23 protein-coding genes are annotated in these 26,330 nt (G+C 73.9%); 6 read left to right on the top strand and 17 right to left on the bottom strand.

Features of this window, described 5'->3' with window-relative positions; translation table 11 throughout:
- Positions 1 to 10 precede the first annotated feature (10 nt).
- The 3 genes from ACZ462_RS11595 to ACZ462_RS11585 form a co-directional block, all read right to left on the bottom strand.
- Complete coding sequence (locus ACZ462_RS11595) at positions 11 to 1,207, bottom strand: 3-hydroxybenzoate 6-monooxygenase (protein WP_467805879.1); 1,197 nt, start codon at positions 1,205 to 1,207, stop codon at positions 11 to 13.
- Between the two features lie 23 nt (positions 1,208 to 1,230).
- Entirely contained in the window at positions 1,231 to 2,496 is a 1,266-nt protein-coding gene (gene aroA / locus ACZ462_RS11590; RefSeq protein WP_467805880.1) for a 3-phosphoshikimate 1-carboxyvinyltransferase, read from the bottom strand.
- Between the two features lie 233 nt (positions 2,497 to 2,729).
- On the bottom strand, positions 2,730 to 3,431 hold the full coding sequence (locus ACZ462_RS11585) for an SDR family oxidoreductase (protein WP_467805881.1): 702 nt from the start codon (positions 3,429 to 3,431) through the stop codon (positions 2,730 to 2,732).
- Positions 3,432 to 3,652: 221 nt separating this feature from the next.
- On the opposite strand from ACZ462_RS11585, the gene ACZ462_RS11580 reads away from it, so the two are divergent.
- Positions 3,653 to 4,159 (top strand): AtaL-like protein, encoded by a 507-nt coding sequence (locus ACZ462_RS11580; RefSeq protein ID WP_467805882.1) that lies wholly within the window; start codon positions 3,653 to 3,655, stop codon positions 4,157 to 4,159.
- 34 nt (positions 4,160 to 4,193) lie between these two features.
- On the opposite strand, the gene ACZ462_RS11575 is transcribed toward ACZ462_RS11580, so the two are convergent.
- From ACZ462_RS11575 to ACZ462_RS11555, 5 genes are all read right to left on the bottom strand, one after another.
- Positions 4,194 to 4,556, bottom strand: coding sequence for a hypothetical protein (locus ACZ462_RS11575; RefSeq protein ID WP_467805883.1), 363 nt, complete (start codon positions 4,554 to 4,556; stop codon positions 4,194 to 4,196).
- Complete coding sequence (locus ACZ462_RS11570) at positions 4,553 to 6,436, bottom strand: anthranilate synthase family protein (RefSeq protein WP_467805884.1); 1,884 nt, start codon at positions 6,434 to 6,436, stop codon at positions 4,553 to 4,555. The genes ACZ462_RS11575 and ACZ462_RS11570 overlap by 4 nt, the downstream gene beginning before the upstream one ends.
- Positions 6,433 to 7,107, bottom strand: a complete 675-nt coding sequence (locus ACZ462_RS11565) for an isochorismatase family protein (RefSeq protein WP_467805885.1) — start codon at positions 7,105 to 7,107, stop codon at positions 6,433 to 6,435. The genes ACZ462_RS11570 and ACZ462_RS11565 overlap by 4 nt, the downstream gene beginning before the upstream one ends.
- Before the next feature lie 127 nt (positions 7,108 to 7,234).
- Positions 7,235 to 8,008 carry a 2,3-dihydro-2,3-dihydroxybenzoate dehydrogenase gene (locus tag ACZ462_RS11560; protein WP_467805886.1) on the bottom strand — a complete coding sequence of 258 codons (774 nt, stop codon included), beginning with the start codon at positions 8,006 to 8,008 and terminating at the stop codon, positions 7,235 to 7,237.
- 28 nt (positions 8,009 to 8,036) lie between these two features.
- Complete coding sequence (locus ACZ462_RS11555) at positions 8,037 to 9,206, bottom strand: 3-deoxy-7-phosphoheptulonate synthase (protein WP_467805887.1); 1,170 nt, start codon at positions 9,204 to 9,206, stop codon at positions 8,037 to 8,039.
- A 391-nt stretch (positions 9,207 to 9,597) separates the two neighbouring features.
- On the opposite strand from ACZ462_RS11555, the gene ACZ462_RS11550 reads away from it, so the two are divergent.
- Positions 9,598 to 10,557, top strand: coding sequence for a transaldolase family protein (locus ACZ462_RS11550; protein ID WP_467805971.1), 960 nt, complete (start codon positions 9,598 to 9,600; stop codon positions 10,555 to 10,557).
- Here ACZ462_RS11550 and pabB read toward each other — a convergent pair.
- Both pabB and ACZ462_RS11540 read right to left on the bottom strand, forming a co-directional pair.
- Positions 10,484 to 12,643, bottom strand: coding sequence for an aminodeoxychorismate synthase component I (pabB, locus tag ACZ462_RS11545; protein ID WP_467805889.1), 2,160 nt, complete (start codon positions 12,641 to 12,643; stop codon positions 10,484 to 10,486). The genes ACZ462_RS11550 and pabB overlap by 74 nt on opposite strands.
- 24 nt (positions 12,644 to 12,667) lie before the next feature.
- On the bottom strand, positions 12,668 to 13,408 hold the full coding sequence (locus ACZ462_RS11540; RefSeq protein ID WP_467805890.1) for a 50S ribosomal protein L11 methyltransferase: 741 nt from the start codon (positions 13,406 to 13,408) through the stop codon (positions 12,668 to 12,670).
- Positions 13,409 to 13,719: 311 nt separating this feature from the next.
- On the opposite strand from ACZ462_RS11540, the gene ACZ462_RS11535 reads away from it, so the two are divergent.
- A complete protein-coding gene (locus ACZ462_RS11535; protein ID WP_467805891.1) occupies positions 13,720 to 15,627 on the top strand; it encodes a helix-turn-helix domain-containing protein in 1,908 nt (635 codons plus the stop codon).
- A 158-nt stretch (positions 15,628 to 15,785) separates the two neighbouring features.
- On the opposite strand, the gene ACZ462_RS11530 is transcribed toward ACZ462_RS11535, so the two are convergent.
- On the bottom strand, positions 15,786 to 16,940 hold the full coding sequence (locus ACZ462_RS11530; protein WP_467805892.1) for an IS701 family transposase: 1,155 nt from the start codon (positions 16,938 to 16,940) through the stop codon (positions 15,786 to 15,788).
- Between the two features lie 368 nt (positions 16,941 to 17,308).
- Here ACZ462_RS11530 and ACZ462_RS11525 point away from each other — a divergent pair, with 368 nt between their 5' ends.
- Positions 17,309 to 18,154 (top strand): shikimate dehydrogenase, encoded by an 846-nt coding sequence (locus ACZ462_RS11525; RefSeq protein WP_467805894.1) that lies wholly within the window; start codon positions 17,309 to 17,311, stop codon positions 18,152 to 18,154.
- Between the two features lie 8 nt (positions 18,155 to 18,162).
- On the opposite strand, the gene ACZ462_RS11520 is transcribed toward ACZ462_RS11525, so the two are convergent.
- Complete coding sequence (locus ACZ462_RS11520; protein WP_467805895.1) at positions 18,163 to 18,348, bottom strand: DUF397 domain-containing protein; 186 nt, start codon at positions 18,346 to 18,348, stop codon at positions 18,163 to 18,165.
- Positions 18,345 to 19,223 (bottom strand): helix-turn-helix domain-containing protein, encoded by an 879-nt coding sequence (locus tag ACZ462_RS11515; protein WP_467805972.1) that lies wholly within the window; start codon positions 19,221 to 19,223, stop codon positions 18,345 to 18,347. Before ACZ462_RS11515 ends, ACZ462_RS11520 begins: the two co-directional genes overlap by 4 nt.
- 210 nt (positions 19,224 to 19,433) lie before the next feature.
- Between ACZ462_RS11515 and ACZ462_RS11510 the strand changes: the two genes are divergently transcribed.
- Complete coding sequence (locus ACZ462_RS11510) at positions 19,434 to 19,838, top strand: ATP-binding protein (protein WP_467805897.1); 405 nt, start codon at positions 19,434 to 19,436, stop codon at positions 19,836 to 19,838.
- A 10-nt stretch (positions 19,839 to 19,848) separates the two neighbouring features.
- Positions 19,849 to 21,069: a DUF1266 domain-containing protein gene (locus ACZ462_RS11505; RefSeq protein WP_467805898.1), complete on the top strand. Its 1,221-nt coding sequence runs from the start codon at positions 19,849 to 19,851 to the stop codon at positions 21,067 to 21,069.
- A 639-nt stretch (positions 21,070 to 21,708) separates the two neighbouring features.
- Here ACZ462_RS11505 and ACZ462_RS11500 read toward each other — a convergent pair.
- From ACZ462_RS11500 to pdhA, 4 genes are all read right to left on the bottom strand, one after another.
- Complete coding sequence (locus ACZ462_RS11500) at positions 21,709 to 22,491, bottom strand: hypothetical protein (RefSeq protein WP_467805901.1); 783 nt, start codon at positions 22,489 to 22,491, stop codon at positions 21,709 to 21,711.
- A gap of 108 nt (positions 22,492 to 22,599) precedes the next feature.
- A complete protein-coding gene (locus ACZ462_RS11495) occupies positions 22,600 to 24,027 on the bottom strand; it encodes a dihydrolipoamide acetyltransferase family protein (protein WP_467805974.1) in 1,428 nt (475 codons plus the stop codon).
- A gap of 32 nt (positions 24,028 to 24,059) precedes the next feature.
- Positions 24,060 to 25,040, bottom strand: a complete 981-nt coding sequence (locus ACZ462_RS11490) for an alpha-ketoacid dehydrogenase subunit beta (protein WP_467805902.1) — start codon at positions 25,038 to 25,040, stop codon at positions 24,060 to 24,062.
- Positions 25,040 to 26,254: a pyruvate dehydrogenase (acetyl-transferring) E1 component subunit alpha gene (gene pdhA / locus ACZ462_RS11485; protein ID WP_467805903.1), complete on the bottom strand. Its 1,215-nt coding sequence runs from the start codon at positions 26,252 to 26,254 to the stop codon at positions 25,040 to 25,042. Before pdhA ends, ACZ462_RS11490 begins: the two co-directional genes overlap by 1 nt.
- Positions 26,255 to 26,330: the final 76 nt, after the last annotated feature.

Raw genomic sequence — 26,330 nt, 5'->3', positions numbered from 1 at the left:
CGGCACGTGCTCAGCCGGCCTCCGGAGCGGCCGGGTCGAAGCCCCCGGGGCCGTGGAGCCAGGACACCCGGTCGTACATGGCCTCCGGGGACAGGGACGCCAGCAGGGCGTTGCGCTCCGGGCGGGCCGGGCCGGCGGCGTGGTAGAGGCGGCGGCCCATCTCGCGGGCCACCAGCTGCACGCGGGCGGTGCGTTCGCGGCGGGCCGCACCGTACTTCTCCAGGCGCTGCTCGAAATCGGCCGGGCAGCCGTCGAGCAGCCCGGACAGCACCACCGCGTCCTCGACGGCCTGGCAGGCCCCCTGGGCGGCGTACTGGAGCATCGGGTGCGCGGCGTCGCCGAGGAGGGCGACGCGGCCCTCGGTCCACCGGTCGACCGGGTCGCGGTCGCACAGCACCCACGCCTTCCAGTCCCGGCCCAGCTCCAGCAGCCGGCGGGCGGCGCCCGACAGCTCGGGGAAGGCCGCCAGGACGTCGCCGTCGCCGACCCGGACGCCCGCCACCGCCTCGGCGGCGCCGTCGTCGCGGGTCGCGGCGAGGTTCACGTGCCGGCCCGAGGAGACGGGGTAGTGGACGAAGTGCCACTTCGGGCCGGCCCACAGCGTCACCGCGTTCGGCCGGAGCTCCCGCGGGACCAGCTCCGCGGGGATCACCGTGCGGTAGATGGTGTGCCCCGACACCCGGGGCGCACCGTCCCCGACGAGCTGCCGCCGCACCGCCGAGTGCAGCCCGTCGGCGCCGATCAGGGCGTCGCCGGTGACGCGGCGGCCGTCGGCCAGGACCGCGGTGGCCGTCCCGGCCCGCTGCTCGTAGCCGACGACGCGGTGGCGGCCCAGCAGCTCCACGCCGGGGTGCCGGCGGACGGCCTCCAGCAGCGGCAGGTACAGGTCCACGCGGTGCACGACGGCGTACGGGCTGCCGAAGCGGGCCCGGTACTCCTCCCCGACCGGCATCGCGGCGACCTGCTCGCCGGTCGTGCCGTCCATGAAGCGCAGCTCGTCGACGACGACCGCCCGGTCGCGGACCTCCCGGCCCACGCCGAGCAGGTCCAGCGCCCGGAAGGCGTTCGGGCCGAGCTGGATGCCGGCGCCGACCTCGGTGAAGACCTCCCGGCGCTCCAGGACCGTGACCCGGTGCCCGCGCCGGGCCAGCCCGAGCGCCGCGGCGAGGCCGCCGATGCCGCCGCCGGCGATGAGTATCCCGGCCATGGGCGTCTCCCTTCCTCTCGTTGTCAGTGGCGGGCCGTGCCCGCGTGGGCCGGGAAGAGCCGGCCCAGTTCGGCGTGGAAGCCGGGGAAGGTCTTGCCGACGCACGCCGGGTCGTCGAGCGTGATGCCGGCGGTGCGCAGGCCCAGCACGGAGAACGCCATCGCGATCCGGTGGTCCCGGCGGCAGGCGATCCGGGCGGGCGCCGGGGTCCCCGGGTGGATGGTGATCCGGTCCGGGCCGGACTCGGTGCGGATGCCGCAGGCGCGCAGGTTCTCCTCGACGGCGGCGATCCGGTCGGACTCCTTCAGCCGGGCGTGCCCGATGCCGTGCACGGTGATCGGGGCGTCGGCGAGCGGGGCGATCGCGCCCAGCGTCATGAACGTGTCCGAGATGTCGCCCATGTCGACGTCGAAGCCGCCGCGGAGGGCGCCCGTCCCGGTGACGGTGGTCGTGTCCTCGCCGATCTCGACGCGGGCCCCGGCCCGGCGCAGCACCTCGACGAAGCGGAGGTCGCCCTGGACGCTGGAGCGCCCGAGGCCCGGCACGGCCACGGTGGTGCCGGTGACGGCCGCCGCCGCGAAGAAGTACGAGGCGGTGGAGGCGTCCGGCTCGACGTCGAGCTGCGCGGCCCGGTAGCCGCCCGGCAGCACCTGGATCACGCCGTCCCCGAACTCGTCCACGTACGCGCCGAAGTGGCGCATCAGCGCCTTCGTCATGTCGATGTAGGGGCGGCTGACCAGCCCGGCGCCGCGCACGGTCAGCGGCTCGCGCATCAGCGGGCCCGCCATCAGCAGGCCCGTCAGGTACTGGCTGCTCAGCGAGGCGTCGACGGCCAGGTCGCCGCCGGGCAGCCCGCCGGCGCGGACGGTCATCGGCAGCCCGCCGACCGGCTCCGACACCTCGGCGGGCGCGCCGAGCCGGCGGAGCGCCTCGGCGAGGGGGCGCAGCGGGCGGGCCCGCAGCTGGCCGGTGCCGTCGAAGGTGAAAGTGCCGCGGCCGGCGGCCGCGAAGGGCGGCAGGAAGCGGGCGGCGGTGCCGGCGTCCTCGCACCACACGGAGCCGCCGGCGGCGGGGGCGCCGCCGGTTCCGGCGACCTTCCAGGCCGCGTCGCCGCCCTCGGCCTCGATGTGCACGCCGAGCCCGGCGAGCGCCTCGCGGAAGGCGAGGGTGTCGTCGCTGACGAGCGGGGCGCGCAGCAGCGAGACCCCGTCGGCGGCGGCCGCGAGGAGCAGCGCGCGGTTGGTGATGCTCTTGGAGCCCGGAATGCGGGCGGTCAGTACGGGGTTCACTGGTGCTCCCGGTGTCGGTGTCCGGCGCCGCGGCCGGCGCGGAACGGGGTCCGGCCCCCGCGGCGGGACCAGCCCGGGTCGCCCGCCCGGCGGTGCGCGGGGTGCGGTCCGGGGGAGCCGCCGCCGGGGGCCGCGGGGGTGGTCGGGGTGGGTCGGGGTCGGGGGCTGCTCACCGCTTCCTCAGGGCTCCTCTGCTCGGCCGGGGCGGGGGTGTGCGGGTCCGGCCGGTCGCTTCACTCGCCGGTCTTGCGGTCGAGCACCAGGTCGTGCCCGACGATGTACGCGGCGGCGTCGGAGCAGAGCCAGACGACGGTGTCGGCGATCTCCTCGACGCTGGCTCCCCGGCCGAGCGGGCAGGGGCTGATGGCGTTGATGCGGACGCCGCGGGAGGCGTACTCGCGGGCTGCGGTCCGGGTGACGGCGCTGACGGCGGCGGTGGAGGCCGCGTACGCGCCGAGCCCGGGCAGCATGCCCTGGGCGCCGATGTTGCTGGCGGTGTTGACGATGACGCCGCCGCCGGCGGTCTCCATGTGGGCGATCTCGTGCTTCATCGACAGCCACACGCCGGTCAGGTTCGCGGTCAGGTTCTGCGCCCAGGCGGCCTCGTCGATGTCGGCGACCGGCTGGGCGGGGCCCAGTTCGGTGGTGTTGTTGAAGGCGACGTGCAGCCCGCCGTGGCGGCGGACCGTTTCGGCGACGGCGTGGGCCGCGCCCGCCCCGAACCCGGCGGTGGCGTCGGAGACGTCGGCGACGACGCAGTCGGCGCGGCCTCCGGCGTCGCGGATCAGCTTGACCGTTCCCTCCAGGGTCTCGGGGTGGCGGCCGGCCACCACCACGAGTCCGCCGAGCCGGGCGAAGGCGAGCGCCGCGGCACGGCCGATTCCCTCGCCCCCGCCGGTGACGAGGACGACCTTGCCGTCGAAGCGTTCAGACATCAGCGTGCTCCTGATTCTCCGCGTCGGATTCTCGGGAAGGCGCTCGGGCGAACGCCGCCGACCGACCGCCACCCTGCAAGGAACCGGGGTGTCATGGGCAGTCCGGCCGGTTCACTCCGTCAGGTTCTCGGGGCAGGTGACGTAATCCCCGGACCGTCTTTGACACCTTCGGCCGGGCGGTCGATGCTGCACGCCGGCCCACCGGCGGAAAAGGGAGACCAATGCTGACGCTTTCATGGACTCGACCGGTAGTCTGCGCAGGTCAGAGCGGGTCTCCCGGCCCCACGAGGGACAGCCTCTGGCAGGCTCTGCTGCACAAGGCGGAGTTTCCCACGGGATATGTTCCCGCCATTACGCAATGCCGGATCAACGAGCGCTACCCCGATGGATTCCTGCGGGAAATCCGGCGCGGTAACTCGACGTTCCTCCAGCGGGTCACCCCCCAGGAGAGCGCCGGCCGCATTACCTACCGGCACCTGGACGACACCGACATCGCGGAGATACGCAACGAGATCGGCGAGGACGCGGACGGCCGCCTCACCCTCACGCTGAGCATCACCCTGACCGAGCGGCCGGCGGCGGCGGTGCTCGCCCAGAACACCTACCTGCGGGACCTCGACGCCGACTTCCACGCCACGCTGGACGCCATGACGGAGGGCCTGAACCGGGCCATGATGCACGCCGACCCGGACGCGGAGGCGGCCCCCCACGGCCCGGACGGGTCGTGAGGGGCCGCCTCCGCGTGCGCCCTCCCGCGGCGGCTCAGCCCCGGCCCGCCGGAGCGGCCGCCTCCGCGGCCTGCCGGAGCAGTCCGGGGCCGGGCAGCGCGGGCAGGGTGTGCACGCCCTCGACCACCGCCTCCACGTCGAAGACGGTGTACTGCACCGGGGTGCGCCCGATCAGCTCGGCGGCCCGCGGGGCCAGCGGCCGGGCCGCCGCCTCCGCCGACTCCCAGAGCATCACGGCGCCCCAGCGCTCCGTCTCCGGGTCGGCGATCCAGAACTTCAGCCGCAGCCCCTCGACCCCGGCGAACCGGTCGACCGCCTCGTCGCGGAGGTACTCCCGCAGCGAGGCGATGCTGTGCCCGGACCCGGCCAGCTCCCACCAGGCGACGGTCGCCCTCATACGAGCTGCTCGCTGAGCAGTCCGGACAGGGCGTCGGCGACGATGCGGACGCCGTCCTCGGTGAGCACCGACTCGGCGTGGAACTGCATCGAGCGGAAGCCGGGCCCGCGCAGCGCGTGCACCTCGCCGGTCTCCTCCTCCCGGCACACCTCGACCGTGCCGATGCCGGGCACCTCGACGGTGCCGGAGGCGCTCTGCGCGGCGAAGGTGTTGTAGAAGCCGACGCGTTCGCGCCGCCCGAACAGCTCGATCTCCCGCTGCACGCCCTGGTTGGGCTGCTCGCGGCGGCGCAGCGGGAAGCCGAGGCGGGTGCTGAGCACCTGGTGGCTCAGGCAGACCGCGAGGAACGGCCGGTGCTCCGCGAGGAGCGTGTCGACCGCCGCCCGCAGGTGCGCGATCTTCGGGTGGTGCACGTCCCGCGGGTCGCCGGGCCCGGGGCCCATCACGACGAGGTCGTACGGGGCGAAGCTGTACGGCTCGTCGAAGCGGGTGACCGTGACGTCGGCCTCCATGGCGCGCAGCTGGTGCTCGATCATCGCGGTGAAGGTGTCCTCCGCGTCGACCACGAGGACCTTGCGGCCCACCAGCAGCGGCACCGGCCGGGCCCGGGCGGAGTCGTCGTCGAGCCAGAAGCCGGCGATCGTCGCGTTGCGCCGGCTCAGGGCCTCCCGGACCTCGGGGTGGTCGCCGAAGCGGCGCGGCCCCGGCTGCTCGAACATGGCGAGCAGCCCGGACGCCTTGGCGCGGGTCTCGGCGACCTCGGACAGGGGGTCCGAGTGCCGTACGAGCGTCGCGCCGACGCCGATGCCCATCCGGCCCGCCGCGTCGATGTCGGCGGTGCGGATGAGGATCGCCGAGTCCAGGGTGCGCTCGCTCCGCTCGTCCTGCCCGATGAGGGCGAGGACGCCGCTGTAGTAGCCGCGGCCCTGCGGCTCGTACCGCTTGATGACGCGGCCCGCGCTCTCCAGCGGGGAGCCGGTGACGGTCGGGGCGAACAGGGTCTCGTGCAGGATCTCGCGCGGGTCGCGGGAGGTGCGGCCCTCGATGAAGTACTCGGTGTGCGCGAGGCGGGCCATCTCCTTGAGGTAGGGGCCGACGACCCGGCCGCCGGACTCGCAGATCCGGGCCATCATCTTCAGTTCCTCGTCGACGACCATGTACAGCTCGTCGGCCTCCTTGCGGTCGGCGAGGAAGTCCATGACGCCGGGCAGCTCCGGGCCGGATGCGGGGAACCGGTAGGTGCCGCTGATGGGGTTCATCACCGCGCGGCCGCCGCTGACGCTGACGTGGCGCTCGGGGGAGGCCCCGATGAGCGTGCGGTCGCCGGTGTGGACGATGAACGTCCAGTACGCGCCGGTCTCGCGCTCCAGCAGCCGGCGGAAGATCCGCAGGGCCGCGGGGACGGAGTAGTCGCCGATGTCGGCGACGAAGGAGCGCTTCATCACGAAGTTGGCGCCCTCGCCGGTGCCGATCTCGTCCCTGATGACGCGGCGAACCGTTTCTGCGTAGGTGTCGTCGTCGATGTCGAAGTCGCCGCCCGGCACCAGCTGCACCGGGGCGTCCGGGATGCGGTCCAGGACGTCGGCGAGCGGCACCTGCGCCTGCTCGGCGACCGCCATGGCGAGCAGCGGGGTGCCGTCGTCGGGCGCCTCGAAGCCGCGCTCGGCGAGCTGGCGGTAGGGGACAAGGGCGAGGACGTCCTGGCGGGCGCCGGCGCCCTCGGCGACGTCCCCGAGGGGGATGTCCGCGAGGGCGGCGGCCTCGGTGAACTCGCCCGTGAACAGGTCGAGGGTGTCGCCGACGGTGGTCTCGGGGCGGTGGATCAGCGCGAAGGCCGGCGGCCGGGGCACCAGGATCCGGTCCAGCAGGTCCTCGGTCATGCGGTTTCCCTTCCGGCGTACGCGGCCACCCGGTCGGGGAGGGCCGTCAGGAGCTCCTTGGTGGTGGTGAGGCGGGCGCAGCGGCCGGCGGCGTACTCCAGGGCCATCCGGTGCTCCTCCCAGGAGAAGTCGGCGACGGCGTCGGCGACGAGGAAGGGCTGGATGTCGTTGGTGAACGCGTCGACCGCGGTCATCAGCACGCCGACGTGGGCGTACACACCGCAGATGATCAGCTGGTCGCGGCCGGACGCGCGCATCCGCTCCAGCAGGTCGGTCTTGAAGAAGGCGCTGTAGCGCCACTTGGTGAGCATCCAGTCGCCCGGGGCGGGCGCGACCGGGTCGACGACCCGGCGGTGCTCCTCGCTCGGCCGCATGCCCGGACCCCAGAAGTCCTTCAGCAGGCCGCGCTCCTCGGGCGTCATGCCGCCCGGCTGGGCGGTGTACGCGACGGGGATGCCGAGGTCGGCGGCGCGGGCGCGCAGCTCCCCGGCGTTCGCGGCCAGGTCCACGACGGGCTGCTCGCCCTGCGGGAACGCGGCCAGGAAGTACTTCTGGAGGTCGTGCACCAGCAGCACGGCGCGGTCGGGGTCGACCTCCCAGTCGACGGCGGAGGCCGGCAGGTCGGCCGCCGCCGGCATCGGATAGGGGCTGATCGCAGGTATCCCTGCCATGCGGGTTTCCCTCTCGTTCACGGATGGCCGGCCGGTCGCCCCGGTCGCGGGCGCCGACCTCGTCGCACTCGGTTCACTCGTCGCGCTCGGTTCGCTCGTCGGACCGGGCTCGGTCGGCCCGCCGGTCTCAGACACCGAGCGCCGCACCGCCGTCCACGGTGAGGTCGTGCATGGTGATGTGGGACGCCTTGTCGGAGAGCAGGAAGACGACCGCCTCGGCGACGTCCTCGGGGCGCGCCAGCTTCCCCAGCGGGATGCCGACGCGGTACGCGTCCGGGACCCCGTCGATGGAGGCCCGCGCGCTGCTCTCTTCCTGCCACATCGAGTTGAGCATCGGCGTGTCCGTGGAGCCGGGGGCCACGAGGTTCGCGCGGATGCCGAACTTGGCGACCTCCAGGCCCAGGCACTTGGTGAACATGGTCGCGGCCGCCTTGGAGGCGGCGTAGGCGGACATCTCGGTACGGGCGGTCCCCGCGGCGTTGGAGGCGATGGTGACGATGGCGCCCCGGCGGCGCGGCACCATCCGGTTGACGACGGCCCGGGAGACGAAGAAGACCCCCGTGGTGTTCACCGCGAACGTCGTGCTCCACTCCTGGTCGGTCAGCTTGCGCGCCTCGGCGAGCCGGAGCACGCCCGCGGCGTTGACGAGGAAGTCGAGCGGTCCCACCAGGGTCTCGACGTCGTCGACGAGGGCCTCGACGTCGGCACTGGCGGTGACGTCCGCGGGGAACGGCTCGACGCGGCCGCCGGTGTCCCCCTCTACGGCCTTCGCCACCTTGCGCAGCCGGTCGGCGTCCCGGTCGACCGCCACCACCCGCACACCCCGGGAGGCCAGGGCGCGGACGATGGCCTCGCCTATGCCGCCGGCCGCGCCGGTGACGAGAGCGATCTTTCCTTCCATGATGGAGAAACCCCCTTTTTCGTCGGCCTCAGCCGCGCCAGGCCGAGACGACCTCGACGGCCTGGTCGGAATTGAGGCGCGGGTCGCAGAACGAGGTGTACTTCTCTCCCAGCTCGTCCACGTGGTATTCGTCACTGACGCATTCGTGCACCTGGTCGGGGGTCGTCTCCAGATGGAGTCCGGCCGCCACTCCGCCGTTTTCCACCACGGCCTTCTGGAATTCCTCGACCTCGCGCACCACGGTTTCGACGAAACGGGTCTTGACACCGCCGGGCGCGCTGACGGTGTTGCCGTGCATCGGGTCGCACATCCACAGCACGGGGTGGCCCGCGGCGCGGACGGCGCGCACCAGCGCAGGCAGCCTCTCGGCGGCCTTGCCCTGGCCCATCCGGGAGATCAGCGTGAGCCGGCCCGGCTCTCGCCCCGGGTCGAGCCTCCCGCAGAGCTCCACCAGCGCCCCGGGCTCCATGCCGGGTCCGACCTTCGTCGCGACCGGGTTGGAGAGGGACGCGAAGAACGCGACGTGCGCGCCGTCCAGCTCGCGGGTCCGCTCGCCCATCCACGGCCAGTGGGTGGAGGTCAGCAGCTGCGAGCCGTCGTCCTGGGTGCGGACCATCGGGCCCTCGTAGTCGAGCAGCAGGGCCTCGTGGCTGGTCCACACCGGGGCCTCGGCCGCGGACGGGCGGCCCCCGCCGTGCCAGCCGAGGACGGCCATGGCGCCGGCCGCCGCCCGGTAGCCCGCGACCAGCCGCCGCGGGTCGGGCCGGCGCAGGTCCGGGTCGGGCTCCGGGCTGTTGACCATGTGCCCGCGGTACACCGGCAGCTCGACGCCGGCGACGGTCTCGGTGGGGTTCGAGCGGGGCTTGCCGAACTGGCCGGCGAGCCGGCCGACGCGGATGACGGGCTTGAGGGAGCGGGCCTTCATCACACCGGCCAGCACGTCCAGGAGCGCCGCCTTGCGGGCCACGTAGCCGGGGGTGCACTCGGCCGGGTCCTCGGCGCAGTCACCGCCCTGCACGATCTGCAGCTCGCCCCTGGCCGCCGCGGCGAGCAGGGCGCGCAGCGCGTCGACGTCCTCACGGCGCACCAGCGCGGGCGAGCCCGCGAGCTCGGCCCTGGCGCTCTCCAGGGCCTCTTCGTCCGGCCATACGGGCTGCTGGCCCGCGGGCAATGATTTCCAGCGTGCAACACCGTGCATGCGGCACCTCCCAGTGCTGTACCTGCCGTGACATCAGATGCAGCGAGAAGTCTCTGGAACCGTGAATCCGGTGAACCACCAGACATTCCGCACTCCGTCAAGTGGACTTGATTTCGGTCAGGTCGAAAGAGGTAATCCGAAATAAACCTGACGCATTGGCGGAGGGAATAACGCAGGGCGTCCGGAAACCACTTAAAGTCCGCGCCCGTCCTTCGCCGCGGTCCCCGAAAAAGGCCGGAAAACGACGGGAATGGAGGGGCACTTGACACACCATCACCGGATGGTTTCCGGCGGGCCGGAGCCGCGCCCTAAGGTGCTGTGCGTGGTTAGTCAAGGAGCTGGGGCACTGCTGAGGCAACTGGTGTCCGAGGGCGTCTCGCCGTGGTTGAGCGTGCAGGACCCCGCGGAGTTCGAGGCCGCCAACCGGCATCCGGTACTGGGCGGCCACTTCCACAACGCCTGCGCACCCGCGGGCACGTCGCCCGCGCAGGCCGCGCGCGCCTGTGACGCCCTGCTGCCGGTGTTCGAGGGCAGCGGCGGCACCGCCGGCCTCGTCTCCCTGCCCGTGCCGGACCGCCGGGCCGGCGGTGCGACCGCACTCGTCGGGGCCGCCCGCGCGGCGCACACGTCGGTCGGCCGCCGCAACGCGGTGGTCCGCCTGCCCGCGACCCCGCACGGGATCGCGGCGCTGGCCGACTGCCTCGCGGAGGGCATCGGCGTGCACGCCTCGCTGGTGTTCTCCGGCCGGCGGTGCGCGGAGGTGCTCGACGCCTACGTGGCCGGCCTGGAGCGGGCCCTGGCCGCGGGCCGGCCGCTCGGCGCCGCGCCGCTGGTGGTCTCGTTCCCCGTCGGCCGCTTCGACCGCGAGGTGGAGGCCCGGCTGGACGCCCTGGGCGTGCCGGCCGACTCCGAGGTGCGCGGCGCCGCCGGCCTCGCGGTCGCGCGCCGCATGTACCGGATGCGCGAGGAGCGGCTGTCGGGCGACTGGTGGCGCGTGCTGCGCGCCAACGGGGCCCTCCAGCCGCGGCTGCTGTGGGGGCCCGGAGCGGACGGCGGCGTGGGCGCGCTCGTCGGGTGGAACACGGCGCTCGCGCTGTCCGTGGAGACGCTGGAGGCCGCCGCGCTGGCGCCGGCGCTCTCCGGGGACACCCTGCTGAACGCGGACGCCGAGGCCTCGTGCGCCCTGCGCGCCCTGGAGCGGCTGGGGGTGAGCGCCCCCGAGGTGGCGGCCGTGCTGGAGGCGGCGGAGCAGCACCGCCTCCGGCACGGCCGGCCGGTCAGGAGGGGATCCGTGCCGGCCGCCTCTCCGGGAAGCGGGTCTTCGTCAGCGCCAGCAGCGGAGCAGCCTTGACCGCGGTCTCCTCGTACTCGGCGTCCGGGTCGGACAGGGCGACGACCGCGCCCCCGACCCCGTAGGACACCTTGTCGGCGGTGACGGTGGCGGTGCGGATGACGATGCTGAGGTCCGCGGCGCCGGTGAGCGAGAAGTAGCCGATGGCCCCGGAGTACACCCCGCGCGGGCCGGCCTCCAGCCGGTCGATGATCTGCATGGTGCGGATCTTCGGGGCGCCGGTCATCGACCCGCCGGGGAAGGCGGCGCGCACGCAGTCCACGGCGGTCAGCCCGGGGCGCAGCCGCGCCCGTACGGTGCTCACCAGCTGGTGGACGGTGGCGTAGCTCTCGACGCGGAACAGCTCCTCGGCCTCGACGGTGCCCGGGACGGCGCAGCGGCCCAGGTCGTTGCGGACCAGGTCGACGATCATGAGGTTCTCGGAGCGGTCCTTCTCGTCGCCCAGGAGGTCGGCGATCAGGGCGGCCTCCTCCTGCGCAGTGGTGCCGCGCGGGCGGGTGCCCTTGATCGGCGAGGACTCGATCAGGCCGTCGGGGCCGACCCGCAGGAAGCGCTCCGGCGAGGTGCTGAGGACGGACAGCCCGCCGAACTGCAGGAGCGCGGCGAAAGGCGCCGGGCTGGTGCGGCGCAGGGTGCGGTACGCCGTCCAGGGGTCGAGGGAGGTGTCCGCCTCGGCCATGTTGGTGAGGCACACCTCGTAGCTCTCGCCGGCCGCGATCTCGTCCAGGCAGCGGTCGATCAGGTGCAGGTAGGAGCCGCGGTCGTGGCGCAGCCGGATCTCGCCGCCGCCCTCCTGCGGGCGGGGCGCCGGCAGCCTGTGGCCGGCGAGCCGGGCGAGGCGCGCGGCGGTGCCGGCCAGCCAGTCGTCGGCCGCGGCGGCGGACCCGGGAACGCCGTCCTCGGCGAGGGCGAGCAGGTACGTGGTGCGCTCGGCGTGGTCGAAGACGACTGCGCGGTCGGCGAAGACCATGGTGGCGTCGGCGACGGGCGAGCGGTGCACCAGGTCGCCGCCGCACTCGGCCTTCAGCTCGTAGCCGAGGTAGCCGACCCAGCCGAGGGCGAAGTCGAAGGGCAGCTCGGGCACCTCGGTGTGCAGGGAGCGCAGGTCGCTGTCGATCCACTCCAGGAAGGGCGCGGCGACGAGCCGGCTGCCGCCGCCGGCGGAGCCGACGGTGACGGTCCTGCTCCACACGTCGGCCGAGGCGGTGCGGGCGAGCGGGCCGGTGGCGTCGCCCATGGCCGAGAACCGGCCGCGGTCGCCCCCGGGCAGGCTGCTGTCCAGCCAGTAGGCGTGGTCGTTGCCGCGGAAGAGCTGGTCGTAGACGGTCTCGGGGTCCCAGCGGGTGGGCAGGCGGCGGGCGGTGATCCGCAGCCGGCGCACCGGGGCCGGGGGGACGGCCGGAGCGGCCGGAGCGGCCGGGGCTGCCGGAGCGGCCGAGGCGGCCGGAGCTGCCGTGCCGCGGGCGGGGCGGCGGGCCGGGGAGCGGCGGGCGGGGCCCCCTGCGGCCTGGTGGGCGCGGGTCAGGTCCGCGAAGTTTGCAAGCAGCTGCATCCCGTACTGACTGCAAATCGACTCGGGGTGGAACTGCACGCCCCACTGCGGTCGGCCGCGGTGCCGCAGGCCCATCAGGATGCCGTCGGGCGTCCAGGCGGTGGCCTCCAGGACATCCGGCAGCCCGGTCACCGTGAGCGAGTGGTAGCGGACCACCTCCAGCGGGGAGGGCAGTCCGGCGAACAGGCCCGTGCCGTCGTGGAGGACGGGCGAGGTGCGGCCGTGGCGGGGCTCCGGCGCCCGGTCGACCGTCGCGCCGTGGACGTGGCCGATGCCCTGGTGGCCGAGGCAGATGCCGAGGAGCGGCAGGTGGGAGCGCTGCACCAGCTCGGTGCAGATGCCGAAGTCGGAGGCGCGGCGGGGCGTTCCGGGACCGGGTGACACGACGACGTTGTCGAACGCGTCCAGTTGTGCGATCTTCCAGTCCGGGTCGTCATTTCGGACTACTTCCGGCTCTCGGCCATTCACCTCGGCCAGATAGTGGAAGAGGTTATACGTAAACGAGTCGTAATTGTCGACAAGAAGCGTACGCACGGCGAAAAATCCCCCCAGTTCAAATCAAGCCGCGACTGGCCTGATTTCGATCAGCATGTGCTCGACCATGTCTTCTCCGTACTCCCCCTCGCGGACCCGGCGGCCGGCCACCGTGACGAGTTCCCGGCCGCAGTCGTCGGCGATGTCGTACAGCGCCGGCAGGTCCCCCCGGTCGCTGAAGTGCAGCAGCACCCGCCCCCCGGGGGCCGTCCAGTGCACCGCCTGCTCCACGAACCGGCGGTGGGCCTGGTAACCGGTGTCGACGTACGCCCGCTCGTGGACCGACTTGTACTCGTAACTCGTGGGCCCCAGAACGTAGTTGGAGCTCCAGAAGATCGTGTCGAACCGTTCCTGCTCGCGCAGACCGGAGAACAGGTCGCTGTGCACGGCACGGACCCGGCGGGTCACCCCGTGCCGGTCGGCGTTCACGGCGGCGTTCTCCACCGCCGCGGGGCTGATGTCCGCCGCGACGACCCGCTCGCAGCCGGCCAGCGCGGCCGTGACGGCTATCACCCCGGTGCCGCAGCCGATCTCCAGGAACGAGCCCGAACGGCGGCCCGTGTCAAGGTCGTTGAGGCCGAGCAGCTCCAGCGCCACACTCGTGGACGGCGAGTAGACGGGCGCGAAGACCTCGTCGAAGAGGTCCCACTCGCGGCCGCCCAGGGAGAACACCCGCGGCCGGTCCGCCCTGGTCAGGGACAGCCTGCTGCGGAGCAGCGACCGCTCGTAGCTCTGGAGTTGGGAAACCTGTACCGCCTGGGACATGCGTACTCCTCAAGGAAGCTGCGTGGCTGGCGGCCGTAGCGGTGGGGGCGCCACCGGCTCGACCGGTGATCAGCCTGCCCTCGAGTGGTCCTCGACCAGAAGGTGTCCAGATGACAGCATCACTCCGGGGGTGTGGTGGCCCGATCACCCTCCGCACCGCTGACCTGGACCGCGGCTCGAGCGATTCTTGACCGGTTCTTGCCACAAGGGATACTTTCAGGCTGGCCATGGATTGCGTTACCGCGTTGGTGCGATCCTCAACGGCTTTATGGGGGGTCGGGGGAAGCGTCGTGGTTGACCACGCTTACGAAATGCTGGAACTGCTGAACAGAGAGGCGCCCGCCGCTGCCTTCGACGACGTGGTCAGGAAAGCCCGGGAAGCCGGTCTGGCCGGGGACGCCCTCGCCCAGCTGACCAGGGCCCGGGACCAGAGCCTCGGCATCCGCGCGCTCTTCGTGCGCCGCCAGCAGCGCGAGGCCGGCCTCGCCGCCCTCGTCGACACCGCCCGCGACCTCACCCTCCCCTACGACCTCGACGAGCTGCTCAAGGTCATCACCCGTCGGGCCCGCCTGCTGCTGGGGCTCGACATGGCGTGGGTGAGCTTCGACGACCCGGAGGAGGGGGTCTCCCGGGTCCGCTCCGCCGACGGGCACGCCTCCGCCCTCACGATCGGCTTCGCGATCCCCATGAGCGAGGGCGGCGTCGGCCGCCGCGCCGCCGAGGGGTCCGCGCCGTTCTGGTCGGCCGACTACATGAACGACACCAGCTTCACGCACAGCCCCGTCATCGACGAGGTGGTCCAGGCGGAGGGGCTGCACGCCGTCATGGCCGTCCCGCTGCGGCACGCCGGAGCGAGCCTCGGCGCGCTGTACGTCGCCGACCGCCACGTCCGGCACTTCACGCCGGACGAGGTCTCCCTGATGAGTTCGCTCGCCGACCTCGCAACCGTTGCGATCGAAAAGGCGCGGCTGCTGGAGCAGACCCGGTACGAGGTCGTCGAGCTGGAGCAGGACACCTCCCGCGCCCTCGACTCCTCCTCCACCGCCCGCCAGCTCCGCGAGACCCACGGCCGGCTCCTCGACCTCGTCCTCCAGGGCGCGGGCCTGTCCACCCTGGCCGCCGAGGCCGTCAAGGGACTCGACGGCACCCTCCTCGTCCGCGACGCCGCCGGCCGCACCCTGGCCTGCCCGGTCGGCGCGGTCCCCGAACTGGACGAGGCGGAGATCCGCACCGCCCTCCTCGACGCCCACACCGACCGCCAGCCCCGCAGCACCGCCGGCGGCGTCTGGGTCGCCTCCATCGCCGCGGGCGACGAGATGCTGGGCACGCTGATCCTCGTCTCCGACGAGCCGGCCACCTACCTCCAGGTGCAGCTCCTCGCCCTCACCGCCCAGGTGACCGCCGTCGTCCTGCTGATGGAGCAGGGCATGGCCGCCGCGGAGGGCCACATGCGGGACGAGTTCTTCCAGGACCTGCTGCGCGGCACCTCCCTCTCCCCGGTGCAGATCGCCGAGCAGAGCCGGCGCCTGGCCCTCGACCTCGACGAGCCGCACGTCGTCGTCATCGCCCGGCCCGAGGGCGGCGTGCAGGGGCGCGTCGCCGCCTGGGCGGCCTCGTACGCCAACCGCCACCAGGGGCTGAAGAGCGTCGACGGCGACACGGTCGTCCTGCTCCTGCCCGGCACCGAGGCCGGCGCCATCGCCCGGACCGCCTCGAAGGAGCTCTCCGAGGTGCTCGGCAGACCCGTCACCGCCGGCTCGGCGGGCCCCGTCGAGAACCCGGCGGCCATCGTCCACGTCCACCAGGAGGCGCGGCGCTGCCTCGACGCCGTCGCCGCACTCACCGGCGCCGGCAGCACCGCCTCGCCCGACGAGCTGGGCTTCCTCGGCGTCCTCCTCTCCGAGAAGCCGAACATCGACCGGTTCATCGCCGACACCATCGGCCCCGTCCTCGACTACGACGACCAGCAGTACACCGAGCTGATCCGCACCATGGAGGCCTACTTCGCCTCCGCCAACAGCCCCTCCCGGGCCGCCGAGTCGCTGCACGTCCACCCCAACACCGTCTCCCGCCGGCTGGAGCGGATCACCGAGATCCTCGGCGAGGACTGGCAGAAGCCGACCCACGCCCTCCAGGTCCAGCTCGCCCTCCAGCTCCAGCGCACCCGCCAGGCACTCCGCCAGAACCGGCGCAGCGCACCCCGGCACACCATCGGCTGACCCGCCGGGCGGGGGAGGGGCCGGGGCGGCCGGGGAGGGCAGTCCCGGAAGTCGCCGTCGTGGGAGAGGGCCGCGAAATGACCGGGACCGGGGGACAGGAGCGCCGTCCGGACGCCGTACGCCTCGCGGAGGCCCGGGGCGGGCAGGCCGGCCCTCCCCTATCGCTCGCCGCCCCGCTCCGTCAGGACGCGGACCGCGTGCGCGGCGGACGCCAGCGTGGTGTGCCGGTGCCAGCCGCCGAAGGAGCGGCCGCCGAAGTCGGTGATGCCGACCTTCTGCGAGACCGTCGCGAAGTCGTGCTCGACGTTCTGCGCCCGCTTCGCCAGCCGCAGCAGGGCCCCGGCGGGGGCCTGCGTCATGTCGCTGACCCAGCAGCGCTCGGGCCAGCCGCGCGGGTCGGTCCACTCGCCGAACAGCACCAGCGGCTCCGCCACCTGCGGCAGCTCCACCCGCACCCCCACCACGAGCGAGGTCCGCGGCCGGAGCGTCACCGGGTCCAGCCAGGTCACCGGCCGGCGCAGGGTCCGCGCCATCAGCAGCAGCTGGTGCGCGGCGAGTTCCCGGTTGCCGCTGCCGGGGAGGACCGGGTCGGTGCACCGCACCCGCATCGAGCCGCGGGCCGTCGCCGTGAAGTGCAGCCCGGCCGGCCCGAAACGGCGGGCCACCGCGGCCGGGTCGACGTCGGGCAGGTCGAAGACGACGGGGCGGTGCGGCTGCCCGACCCAGTCGCGCAGCTCCTCGACCGCCCCGGTGGCGCACTCCAGCGGGCTCGTCGCCAGCTCCGAGCGGTGCACGTTCGGCGACAGCGGGCCGACGCTCTCGCGCCACCGCTCGGTCAGCGCCAGCCGCCAGTTCACGGGGCTGCTCTGCTCCTCCCCCACGGCCCACACGCCGAACGCGACCTGGCTGTTGACCATCTGGCCGCGCTCCGGCACGAAGCGGCGGGCCACCCCGACCGACTCCGTGCCCGCCTTGGAGATGACCACCGGCTGCACGACCCAGGCGCGCGGCCGCAGCGCACGCTCCAGGTACCGGGCGAGCGCGGCCCGGACCGGGCCCCAGTCCCAGGTGGAGGACACGACGAAGTGGTGGAGGCTCTGCTCGGCGGCCCGGTCGCCGACGTGCGCGGCGATGTTCCTTATCGACTTGCGGCCCTCGGCCTTGAGCAGGCCGCGCAGGTACACCTCGCCCTTGCGGCGCTGGTCGCTGCGCGGCAGCGAGGCGAACAACTCGGCGCAGAGCTCGTCCACGACCAGATCCGGCACGAACCGGCTGCTCAGGGTCTCCAGTCGTTCGAGACTCGGTGCGCTCATGATGGATCCATCCCTTCCCCCGGCTTCTCCTCCAGCGCTTCAACCCTGCGCTCGGGGGCGGTTCGGGAACCAGGTGGAGCCGTCACACACATTGGCCCCTCGGTGCACGGCCGGTCATCAGGCCGCGGTGGACCAGGCGCCCGAGCCGGTCGGGTGCCGGAACGCCCGCCGGCCCCCTGGCCTGCTCGGGGACCGCTCGCAGGCGCGTCGAGGCCCGCCGGACCGGCGGTGGACCACCCGCCCCGCCCGTCCCACCCACCCCCTGACGGCACGAAACGGTGGCCGCACCACCCTCGCGGAAGCCGCGGATGGTGGTGCGGCCACCATCGGACGCCTCTTGCGCAGCTCAAGAGGAAGGAGACCCTCCTGTGTCCGCGCTCCGCCCCGCGGACTGCTCGGCCGCGGTACTCGGCTCACCCCTCGCCCGCTCCCTCGCCCCCCTCCTGCACCGGGCCGCGTACCGGGAACTCGGCCTGGCGGACTGGACGTACGGCAGCGTCGACGTGGACGAGGCCGCCCTGCCGGCCTTCCCGGAGACGGCCGCGGGCAGCGCCTGGGAGGGCATGTCCCTGACCATGCCGCTGACGCGGGCGGCGGTCCCGCTGCTGGACGGGGTCGCACCGGCCGCGGCGGCCGTCGGGGCCGTGGACACGGTCGTCTTGGACGCGGACGGCCGCCGCGGCGGCGACAACACCGCCGTGCCCGGCCTCGTCGCGGCCCTGGCCGAGCGGGGCGTGCACCGGGCCGCCTCCGCGGCCGTCCTCGGCGCGGGCACCGCCGCCGCCGCGGCCCTCGCCTCCCTGGCCCGGCTCGGCGTCCGGGAGACGACGGTCTACACCCGCACCCCGTCCCGGGCCGCCGAGGCGCACCGCTGCGCGGAACGCCTGGGCGCGGTGGTCCGCACCGCGGCCTGGGACCGCGCGGCGGAATCCCTCACCGCTCCCCCGGTCATATCGACCACCCCGCCCGGCGCGACGGACCCCCTGGCCCCACAGGTCCCACCCGCCCCGGGCGTCCTGTGCGACGTCCTCCCCACCCCGCGGCCCACCCGCCTGGCCGCGGCCTGGCACTCCCGCGCGGCCCCGGTCCTGAGCGGCGAGGACCTCCTGATCCACCAGACGGCCCACCAGGTCGCCCTCATCGCACGCCGCACCGACCCCGCGGAACTGACCCGCACCGCCGCCGCGATGAGCACGGCCCTCACCCGCCGCTGACCGCCTCCCTATCGCCCGCCGAGGCCGCCGCCGCCGAGGAACACGGCCCAGGCGGCCTCCCCCACCACGACGACGGGCCCACCGTCCCGCTTGCTGTCCCGCACGGCCACCGAGCCGGGCACGTTCAACGCCACCTCGACGCACTCGCCACTGGAGGTGCTGAACGTGGATTTCGCGAATTCGAACCGGGTCATGTTCGGAGCCCTTTCCGGATGCGGTCGATCAGCTGGACGGAATCACGTGGAGCCAGGCTCATTCGCGCCGTGCGGTCGAAGCAGCGGCTGTACACGGCGCTCTGCTCCCGGCTCTCCACCCAGACAGTAGAACCCATGCCGTCGGCATGGACCACGTCGATCGCCTCGGCCTCGGCAAACGAGACCACGTTGAAGGGGCCGCTCATGGAAGGGTGGCCGCCCGCACGGAACGGCAGCACCTGTACGTGCACATTGGGTAGTTCGGCAACCTCCAGCAAGTGGCCGAGCTGGGCACACATCACCTCGGCTCCGCCCACCTCCTGCCGCAGCGCGGCTTCCCAGATCACCGCGTGCACCTGGAGTGGCGCCTCGCTGCGCAGCCGGTGCTGCCGCTTCATCCGGACGGCGACGACACGCTCGATGTCGTCCGGGTCCTCCCAGTGCTCGTCGCTCACGGCCAGGGCCCGCGTATAGTCCGCCGTTTGCAGAAGGCCGGGCACAAGCGACAGCTGCCACGTGCGCACCCTTTCCGCGGCGTCCTCCATCGCGATGTACTCCGCCATCGACCCTGCGACGGGGGAGTGGAGCCACCAGCCCTTGGCCTTGCGGCGCTCGCGGTCCAGCCGAGCCAAATCCAGCAGGCTCCCGACGAACTGTTCGTCGGTCATGTCGTAGAAATCGCACAGCACACGGATATCTGGGTCCCTCATCGGCACCCAACCGCTCTCCATCTTCACGATCTTCGTCGAAGTGGCGCTGATCGCCCGGGCCGCCTGCGCCTGTGTCCTGCCCGCCCCGGTGCGGAGCTTGTACAGCTCGCCGCCCAGTCTCCGCCCCAGCACCGTCGACACACGGTTGCCCTGGCCCTCTCGCATCCCACGGTTCACCGGGACAGTTTCGCGCCCTGGACCGCCGCCAGTCGACATCCTCACTCATCTGGGGAAGATGTTCCCCGAACCACTTGCTCCCGGAGCAGCCCGCCTTTACGTTCGGCGACGAACTCCTCACTGACAGATTCCAGTTGGCGGAAGTGCACCGTGCTGCCCGCACGGCAGAGCCACCGCCCTCACCGGAGGTGCGTGCAGATGGACGAGCCGATGCGGCGCGATGTGCGGGACTACCCGCCCCGGCAGGACTCCGTTCCGGAGGCCCGGCGGCGAGCCGCCTGGCTCGCGGTGGCCTGGGGGCGGCCCGACGCGGCGGCCGACCTCGCACTGGTCGCCAGCGAACTGACCACCAACGCCCTCCTGCACGGCTCCGTGCAGGGCCGGTTCCTGCGCGTCGAGGTCCGGCTCACCGGTCCGGTGCTCCGCATCGAGGTCACCGACCCCAGGGGCGAGCGGCGGCCGCTCGTGCGCGCGGCCGGAGCCGAGGAGCAGACCGGGCGCGGCCTCGGGATCGTCGGTGCCGTGGCCGACCGGTGGGGGTGCACCGAGCGGGTGGTCGGCAAGACCGTATGGGCCGAGTTCGGGAGTGCGGGGCGCCGTTAGGGTTCGATGCATGGGCAACTGGATCGCGCCGAGCGCCATAGAACGAGAGCTGTACGGGGCCAAGGCGGCGGGGGACTGGGGCGGCTACTTCGACGCCCTCGCCCGGGCCGAGCTGTTCGTCCCGCAGGACCGGCGCTTCCAGGACGCCAACCCCCGCGCCGTCTGGATGCAGCCGGTCTGGTTCCCGCAGGCGCGTGCCCAGTGCTTCGTCGCCTACACCGCCGGCATGCTGCCCCCGCCCACCCCCGACCAGGTGTTCTCCCGGCACAGCCTCAGCTGGTTCGCGCACCGCATCGACCCCGGCGACCCCCCGTACCTCGCCGTGAACCCCGGCACGCCCTGCGAGGCCTTCCTGCCGGCCTCGCCCGCCGACCGCGAGGTGTGGAAGGGCCACTGGGAGCGTGCCGACCGGTACGGCCTGGAGCAGGACGCGGTGCACGCCCTGCACGTCGGAGGGCCGCTGCACGGGCCCGTCGCGTTCGGGCTGGCCTGCGGGGCACATCTGTCGGTACACAACGGGCAGTTCTGGAACGCGCTCGGCTACCACGGCGCCGGCTACCTGAAGGAGCGGGAGAAGCTGCGCGAGTGGTGGGGGGTCACCACCCGCGAGGAGTGGCTGTCCACGGTGGAGCAGCTGCTGGCGGCCGACATGGTCAGCTCGGTGTGGGAGTTCGCGCTGCGCGTCCGCTCCGCGCTCGCCCGCGAGTTCGCCGGGCCCGTCGACATCGAGCACTGGCGGCACGCCACCGAGGCCACCCTGCGGGCCAACGCCGAGCGCGCCGCCGAGCCGCGCCTCACCCCGGACGGGGTGACCGTCTCCCGGCCCCGCGCCACCGCGGAGATCGAGGGCGAGATCGCGGGCGTGCAGCGGGTCATCGGCCGGATCGCCCGGTACGAGCAGCGCTTCCGCGCCGACGGGATCCTCGCCGAGGGCCGCTGGGTCCGCTCCGTCGAGGCCTGGGACTATGGGCGGGCCTCCCAGATGGCCCGCTGGGGCGTCGGCGCCCGCTTCGGCACCGTCGAGGAGGCCGAGGGGTTCGTCGTCCGGGCCGGGCGGGCGTGCCGGCTGGCGTACCGCTCGTGGGAGGACCTCTCCGCCGGCTTCGTCCTCGGCCGCTGCCTCCAGTTCGACGAGGAGGAGTACGGGCACTGGTACACCGGCATGGCAGCCACCCACCGGGCGCTCACCACCGACCCGGGCAGCCCCTGGCGGAACATCCCCTGGAGCTGAGGCGTCAGCGCCGCGAAGGAGGGGGACATGGCGGCGTCCGACCGGCTGCGGACCGTCGAGCGGTCGCCGTCCCGGCCGTGTCCGCCCTCGCCGGGTCAGCCGCCCGCCGCGGTGCAGGAGTCCACCGCCGTGTCGGAGACCGCGCCGGCCTCCTTCGTGCGGCCCGCCGCCGCCGACACCCACACGTCCGGAGCGTGCCGTCCTGCTCCCAGCAGATGTCGTACGTGTGCCGGGGCCCCTCGGCGGCGGTGAAGCCGTTCCAGGTGAACTCCCACAGCGCGGCCGGCAGGCCGTCGTGCGTGGTCGGGGTGACCGCATAGTCCCGGTGGCCCGGGTTGGCGGCCGGGCCGCGCGCGTCGGCGGCGCGCATCGAGCCGAGCGCCCCGCCGGCGGGGACGGGCCCGGTCCGGACGCCGACGCGGACGGCCCCGTCCGCCGTGGTGTGGAAGACCCGTTCGCCGTCGGCCGAGCGGCGGGCGCCCTGCGGTACGGCCAGGCTGAAGCCGCGCTCGTCCGTGACGAGGACGTACCCGCTGGGCACCGGCCGAGCCGTCGCGGGCGGCGACGGCGGCGGCGCCGCGGTGGGGGCGGCCGCACCCGCTGGGCCGCCACGCCGCGGGCGGCGCCGAGCACCGCGGCTCAGGGCAGCAGCGCCCGCACCCCCGCCCACTCCCCGACGGCCCGCACGACCGCGTCGTCCGACTCGGCCAGCTGCGGTCCCACCGCGGCCATCCGGTCCAGCAGCACCTTGATCCGCCGCAGGTGCCGGATGCGCCGCCGGGGCAGCTCCCGCCAGGCCTGCGCCTGCGCGACCGCCTCGGCGGGCGCCAAGTCGATCATGGCCAGCAGCTCCCGGCACAGCGCGGCCGGGTCCCCGCCCCGGCCGGGCCCGAACTCCCGGAGCAGGTAGACCCGTACGCCCGCCCTGTCGGCGGCGCGGTCCAGCGGGTGCAGCCCCGCCCAGTCGGCCCGGCGCTCGACCGCGGCCAGCGCCACCCGGCCCCAGCGCAGCCGCCGTGCGTCGGACAGCGCCTCGTCCTGCATCCCGGCGGCGGCCAGGCTGCTCAGCGTCATCGGGTGCGGTTCGTCGCCGAGCGGCGGCTCCGTCGCCAGCCAGGCCTCCAGCTCCTCCAGCGCGTGCCCGCCGGGCGGTACGGCGGTCAGCACCTGGCCGCCGCTCAGCAGGGCGGCCGCGGGGCCCGCCAGGTGCACGCGGGCCGCCCGGCCGGCGCCGAGCGTGGACTCGCGGCGGCCCTGACGCTCGATCCAGCGCAGGCCGAGACGGGCGTCGCCCGCGGCGTACACCTGCCCGGTGCGGGCGGCGCCGCCGATGCACCGCACCCGGCACACCCCTCCCGAGCCGTCCGCCTCCTCGACGGAGTACACCTGCAACGCGGCGATGGGCACCGGACCTCCTCTCACGGCGGGGAGGCTACCTCGTCACCCGTCCGGCCGTGCGCCCCGGCGGGAACGCGGAAGCGGCCGGCTCCCCGTGCGGGGAGCCGGCCGCAGGCCGGTGCGGGGCGTCCGCTACGACCAGGTGACCAGGCGGCGCGGGTGCTCCAGCACGGCCGCGATGTCCGCCAGGAACTTCGAGCCGAGCTCGCCGTCGATCAGGCGGTGGTCGAAGGACAGCGCCAGCGTCGTGACGTGGCGCGGCTTCACCTTGCCCTTGTGGACCCACGGCTGGAGCTTGATCGCGCCGACCGCGAGGATCGCGGACTCGCCGGGGTTCAGGATGGGCGTGCCGGTGTCGACGCCGAAGACGCCGACGTTGGTGATGGTGAGGGTGCCGCCCTGCATGTCCGCCGGGGAGGTCTTGCCGTCGCGGGCCGTGGCGACCAGCGCGGACAGGGCCTCGGACAGCTCCGGCAGCGTCTTGGCGTGCGCGTCCTTGATGTTGGGGACGATCAGGCCGCGCGGGGTGGCCGCCGCGATGCCCAGGTTGACGTAGTGCTTGAGCACGATCTCCTGGGCCGCCTCGTCCCAGGACGCGTTGACGTCCGGGTTGCGGCGGACGGCGACCAGCACCGCCTTGGCGACGAGCAGCAGCGGGTTGATCCGCAGCCCCGCCAGGTCCGGGTCGGCCTTGAGCTCCTGGACCAGCTTCATCGTGCGTGTCACGTCGAGGGTGATGAACTCGGTGACGTGCGGCGCGGTGAACGCGGAGCCGACCATGGCCTGGGCGGTGACCTTGCGGACGCCCTTGACCGGGATACGGGTCTCCCGGGCGCCCGGCTCGGCCGCCGGGGCGGCCTGGGCGGGCACGGCCGCCGGGGCGGCGGGCGCGGCGGCCGGCGCGGCCGCGGGGGCGGCGGCCTGCGGGGCGAGCGCGGCCGCGGCGGCGGCGTGCACGTCCTCGCGGGTCACGACGCCGCCCTCGCCGGTGGGCACCACGGAGGCCAGGTCGATCCCGAGGTCCTTGGCGAGCTTGCGGACGGGCGGCTTGGCCAGCGGCCGGTCGCCGCCGCCCGCGAGGGCGTGCCCGCTGCCGTTGAGCGCGGGCGCGGCGGCCGGGACGGCGGCCGGGACCGCAGCGGCGGGTGCCGCGGCCGGGGCGGCAGCGCCGTTCTGCGCGGCCGGGGCGGCCTTGCGCGGGCGGCGCTTGGTCGACGACTGGGAGACGCCGTAGCCCACGAGGACGGGCTGGCGGCCCTCCGGCGCCGGCTCCTCGGCGGCCTCCGGCGCGGCGGCCGGGGCCTCCGCGGCGGGGGCGGCGGGCTCGGGCTCGCCGCCGGGGCCCGTCTGCACGGAGATGATGACCTGGCCGACGTCGACGGTGGTGCCCTCCTCGAAGAGGAGCGCGTGCACCGTGCCGTCGAAGGGGATCGGCAGCTCCACGGCCGCCTTCGCCGTCTCGACCTCGCAGACGACCTGGCCGTCGGTGACGGTGTCACCGGGCTGGACGTACCACTTGAGGATCTCGGCCTCGGTGAGGCCCTCGCCCACGTCGGGCATCTTGAATTCGCGGATGGTCACGGGGGCTCTCCTCAGTACGCCAGCGAGCGGTCGACGGCGTCGAGCACCCTGTCCAGGCCCGGCAGGTACTCCTCCTCCAGGCGGGCCGGCGGATACGGGGCGTGGAAGCCGCCCACGCGCAGCACCGGCGCCTCCAGGTGGTAGAAGCAGCGCTCGGTGATGCGGGCGGCGATCTCCGAGCCGACGCCGAGGAACACCGGCGCCTCGTGGACGACCACGAGCCGGCGGGTCTTCTCGACGGAGGCCTGCAGCCCGTCGAAGTCGATCGGGGACATCGAGCGCAGGTCGACGACCTCTACCGACTTGCCCTCCTCGGCCGCGGCGGCGGCCGCCTCCAGGCAGAGCTTCACCATCGGGCCGTAGGCGGCCAGCGTGATGTCGGCGCCCTCGCGGGCGACGCGCGAGGTGTGCAGGGAGTCCGGGATGGCCTCGGTGTCGACCTCGCCCTTGTCCCAGTAGCGGCGCTTCGGCTCGAAGAAGATCACCGGGTCGTCGCTGAGGATGGCCTGCTGGAGCATCCAGTAGGCGTCGCTCGCGTTCGACGGGGAGACCACCTTCAGGCCCGCGACGTGCGCGAACAGGGCCTCGGGGGACTCCGAGTGGTGCTCGACGGCGCCGATCGCGCCACCGTAGGGGATGCGGACGACGACGGGCAGCTTGACCTTGCCCAGCGCGCGGGCGTGCATCTTGGCGAGCTGCGTGACGATCTGGTCGTACGCGGGGAAGACGAACCCGTCGAACTGGATCTCCACGACCGGGCGGTAGCCGCGCAGGGCCAGGCCGACCGCCGTGCCGACGATGCCGGACTCGGCGAGCGGGGTGTCGATGACCCGGTCCTCGCCGAAGTCCTTCTGGAGCCCGTCGGTGATCCGGAAGACGCCGCCCAGCTTGCCGACGTCCTCGCCCATGATCAGGACCTTCGGGTCCGTCTCCAGGGCCTTGCGCAGCGACTCGTTGAGCGCCTTCGCGACCGACATCTTCTCGACAGCCATCAGTGACCCTCCTCGAAGGACGCGAGGTAGGCGGCGAACTGGGCGCGCTCCTCGTCGACGAGCGCGTGCCCGTCCGCGTAGACGTTCTCGAAGATCGCCATGGTGTCGGGGTCGGGCATGGCGCGCACCACCTCGCGGACGCGCTTGCCGAGGGCCTCGCTCTCGGTCTCCAGCTGCTCGAAGAAGGCCTCGTCGGCGCCGCCGGAGGCGAGCAGGTGGGCCTTCAGGCGCAGGATCGGGTCCTTGGCCTCCCAGGCCTGCCGCTCCTCGTCGCGCCGGTAGCGCGTCGGGTCGTCGGAGGTGGTGTGGGCGCCCATGCGGTAGGTGTACGCCTCGACGAGCGTCGGGCCCTCGCCGCGGCGGGCGCGGTCCAGGGCCCAGCGGGTCACCGCGAGGCAGGCGAGGACGTCGTTGCCGTCGACGCGGACGCCGGGGAAGCCGAAGCCCTCGGCGCGGCGGTAGAGCGGCACGCGCATCTGGCGCTCGGTCGGCTCGGAGATCGCCCACTGGTTGTTCTGGCAGAAGAACACCACGGGGGCGTTGTAGACGGCCGAGAAGGTGAAGGCCTCGGCGACGTCGCCCTGGCTGGACGCGCCGTCGCCGAAGTAGGCGATGACCGCCGAGTCGGCGCCGTCCTTGGCCACGCCCATCGCGTACCCGGTCGCGTGGAGCGTCTGCGAGCCGATGACGATCGTGTACAGGTGGAAGTTGTTGCCGTTGGGGTCCCAGCCGCCGTGGTTCACGCCGCGGAACATGCCGAGGAGGTTCGTCGGGTCGACCCCGCGGCACCACGCCACCCCGTGCTCGCGGTAGGTCGGGAAGACGTAGTCGTCGTCGCGCAGGGCTCGGCCGGAGCCGATCTGGGCGGCCTCCTGGCCGAGCAGCGAGGCCCACAGGCCCAGCTCGCCCTGGCGCTGCAGGGCGGTGGCCTCGCCGTCGAAGCGGCGGGTGAGGACCATGTCGCGGTAGAGCCCGCGCAGGTCCTCGGTGGTGATGTCCTCGACGAAGGCCGCGAACTCCGCGTTGTCGGGGTTCTCCGCGGCGCCGATGCGCTCGCCTTCGGGCGTCAGCAGCTGCACGAGCTGCGGCTCGGCGTTCTGCGGGGTGGCGGCGGCCTTGGCTGCGGGGGCCTTGGCGGCGCTCGCGGCGCCTGCCGCCCGCTTGGTGCCGCTGCTGCGTCGCGGCTTGCGCGCGGCAGTGCTCTCCACGGTCACGTGTTGCTCCTCCGTCGGTCCGGCTCCCGGGTTCTCCGGGGTCCAGTGCGGCTCACCCGGCTCCGTGGCCGCGCAC

Source organism: Streptomyces sp. NPDC031121 (assembly GCF_055570615.1).
This window is presented reverse-complemented; position numbering and strand designations above follow the sequence as displayed.

Bases quoted from the DNA above. Each gene is read 5' to 3' on its own strand.
- ACZ462_RS11575 (WP_467805883.1), bottom strand. From the start codon at position 4,556: ATGAGGGCGACCGTCGCCTGGTGGGAGCTGGCCGGGTCCGGGCACAGC.
- ACZ462_RS11520 (WP_467805895.1), bottom strand. From the start codon at position 18,348: ATGACCCGGTTCGAATTCGCGAAATCCACGTTCAGCACCTCCAGTGGC.
- ACZ462_RS11570 (WP_467805884.1), bottom strand. From the start codon at position 6,436: ATGACCGAGGACCTGCTGGACCGGATCCTGGTGCCCCGGCCGCCGGCC.
- ACZ462_RS11585 (WP_467805881.1), bottom strand. From the start codon at position 3,431: ATGTCTGAACGCTTCGACGGCAAGGTCGTCCTCGTCACCGGCGGGGGC.
- ACZ462_RS11495 (WP_467805974.1), bottom strand. From the start codon at position 24,027: ATGCCCGACGTGGGCGAGGGCCTCACCGAGGCCGAGATCCTCAAGTGG.
- ACZ462_RS11540 (WP_467805890.1), bottom strand. From the start codon at position 13,408: ATGTCCCAGGCGGTACAGGTTTCCCAACTCCAGAGCTACGAGCGGTCG.
- ACZ462_RS11535 (WP_467805891.1), top strand. From the start codon at position 13,720: ATGCTGGAACTGCTGAACAGAGAGGCGCCCGCCGCTGCCTTCGACGAC.
- ACZ462_RS11530 (WP_467805892.1), bottom strand. From the start codon at position 16,940: ATGAGCGCACCGAGTCTCGAACGACTGGAGACCCTGAGCAGCCGGTTC.
- ACZ462_RS11565 (WP_467805885.1), bottom strand. From the start codon at position 7,107: ATGGCAGGGATACCTGCGATCAGCCCCTATCCGATGCCGGCGGCGGCC.
- ACZ462_RS11560 (WP_467805886.1), bottom strand. From the start codon at position 8,008: ATGGAAGGAAAGATCGCTCTCGTCACCGGCGCGGCCGGCGGCATAGGC.
- ACZ462_RS11510 (WP_467805897.1), top strand. From the start codon at position 19,434: ATGGACGAGCCGATGCGGCGCGATGTGCGGGACTACCCGCCCCGGCAG.
- ACZ462_RS11580 (WP_467805882.1), top strand. From the start codon at position 3,653: ATGCTGACGCTTTCATGGACTCGACCGGTAGTCTGCGCAGGTCAGAGC.
- ACZ462_RS11505 (WP_467805898.1), top strand. From the start codon at position 19,849: ATGGGCAACTGGATCGCGCCGAGCGCCATAGAACGAGAGCTGTACGGG.
- ACZ462_RS11595 (WP_467805879.1), bottom strand. From the start codon at position 1,207: ATGGCCGGGATACTCATCGCCGGCGGCGGCATCGGCGGCCTCGCCGCG.
- ACZ462_RS11555 (WP_467805887.1), bottom strand. From the start codon at position 9,206: ATGCACGGTGTTGCACGCTGGAAATCATTGCCCGCGGGCCAGCAGCCC.
- ACZ462_RS11515 (WP_467805972.1), bottom strand. From the start codon at position 19,223: ATGCGAGAGGGCCAGGGCAACCGTGTGTCGACGGTGCTGGGGCGGAGA.
- ACZ462_RS11490 (WP_467805902.1), bottom strand. From the start codon at position 25,040: ATGGCTGTCGAGAAGATGTCGGTCGCGAAGGCGCTCAACGAGTCGCTG.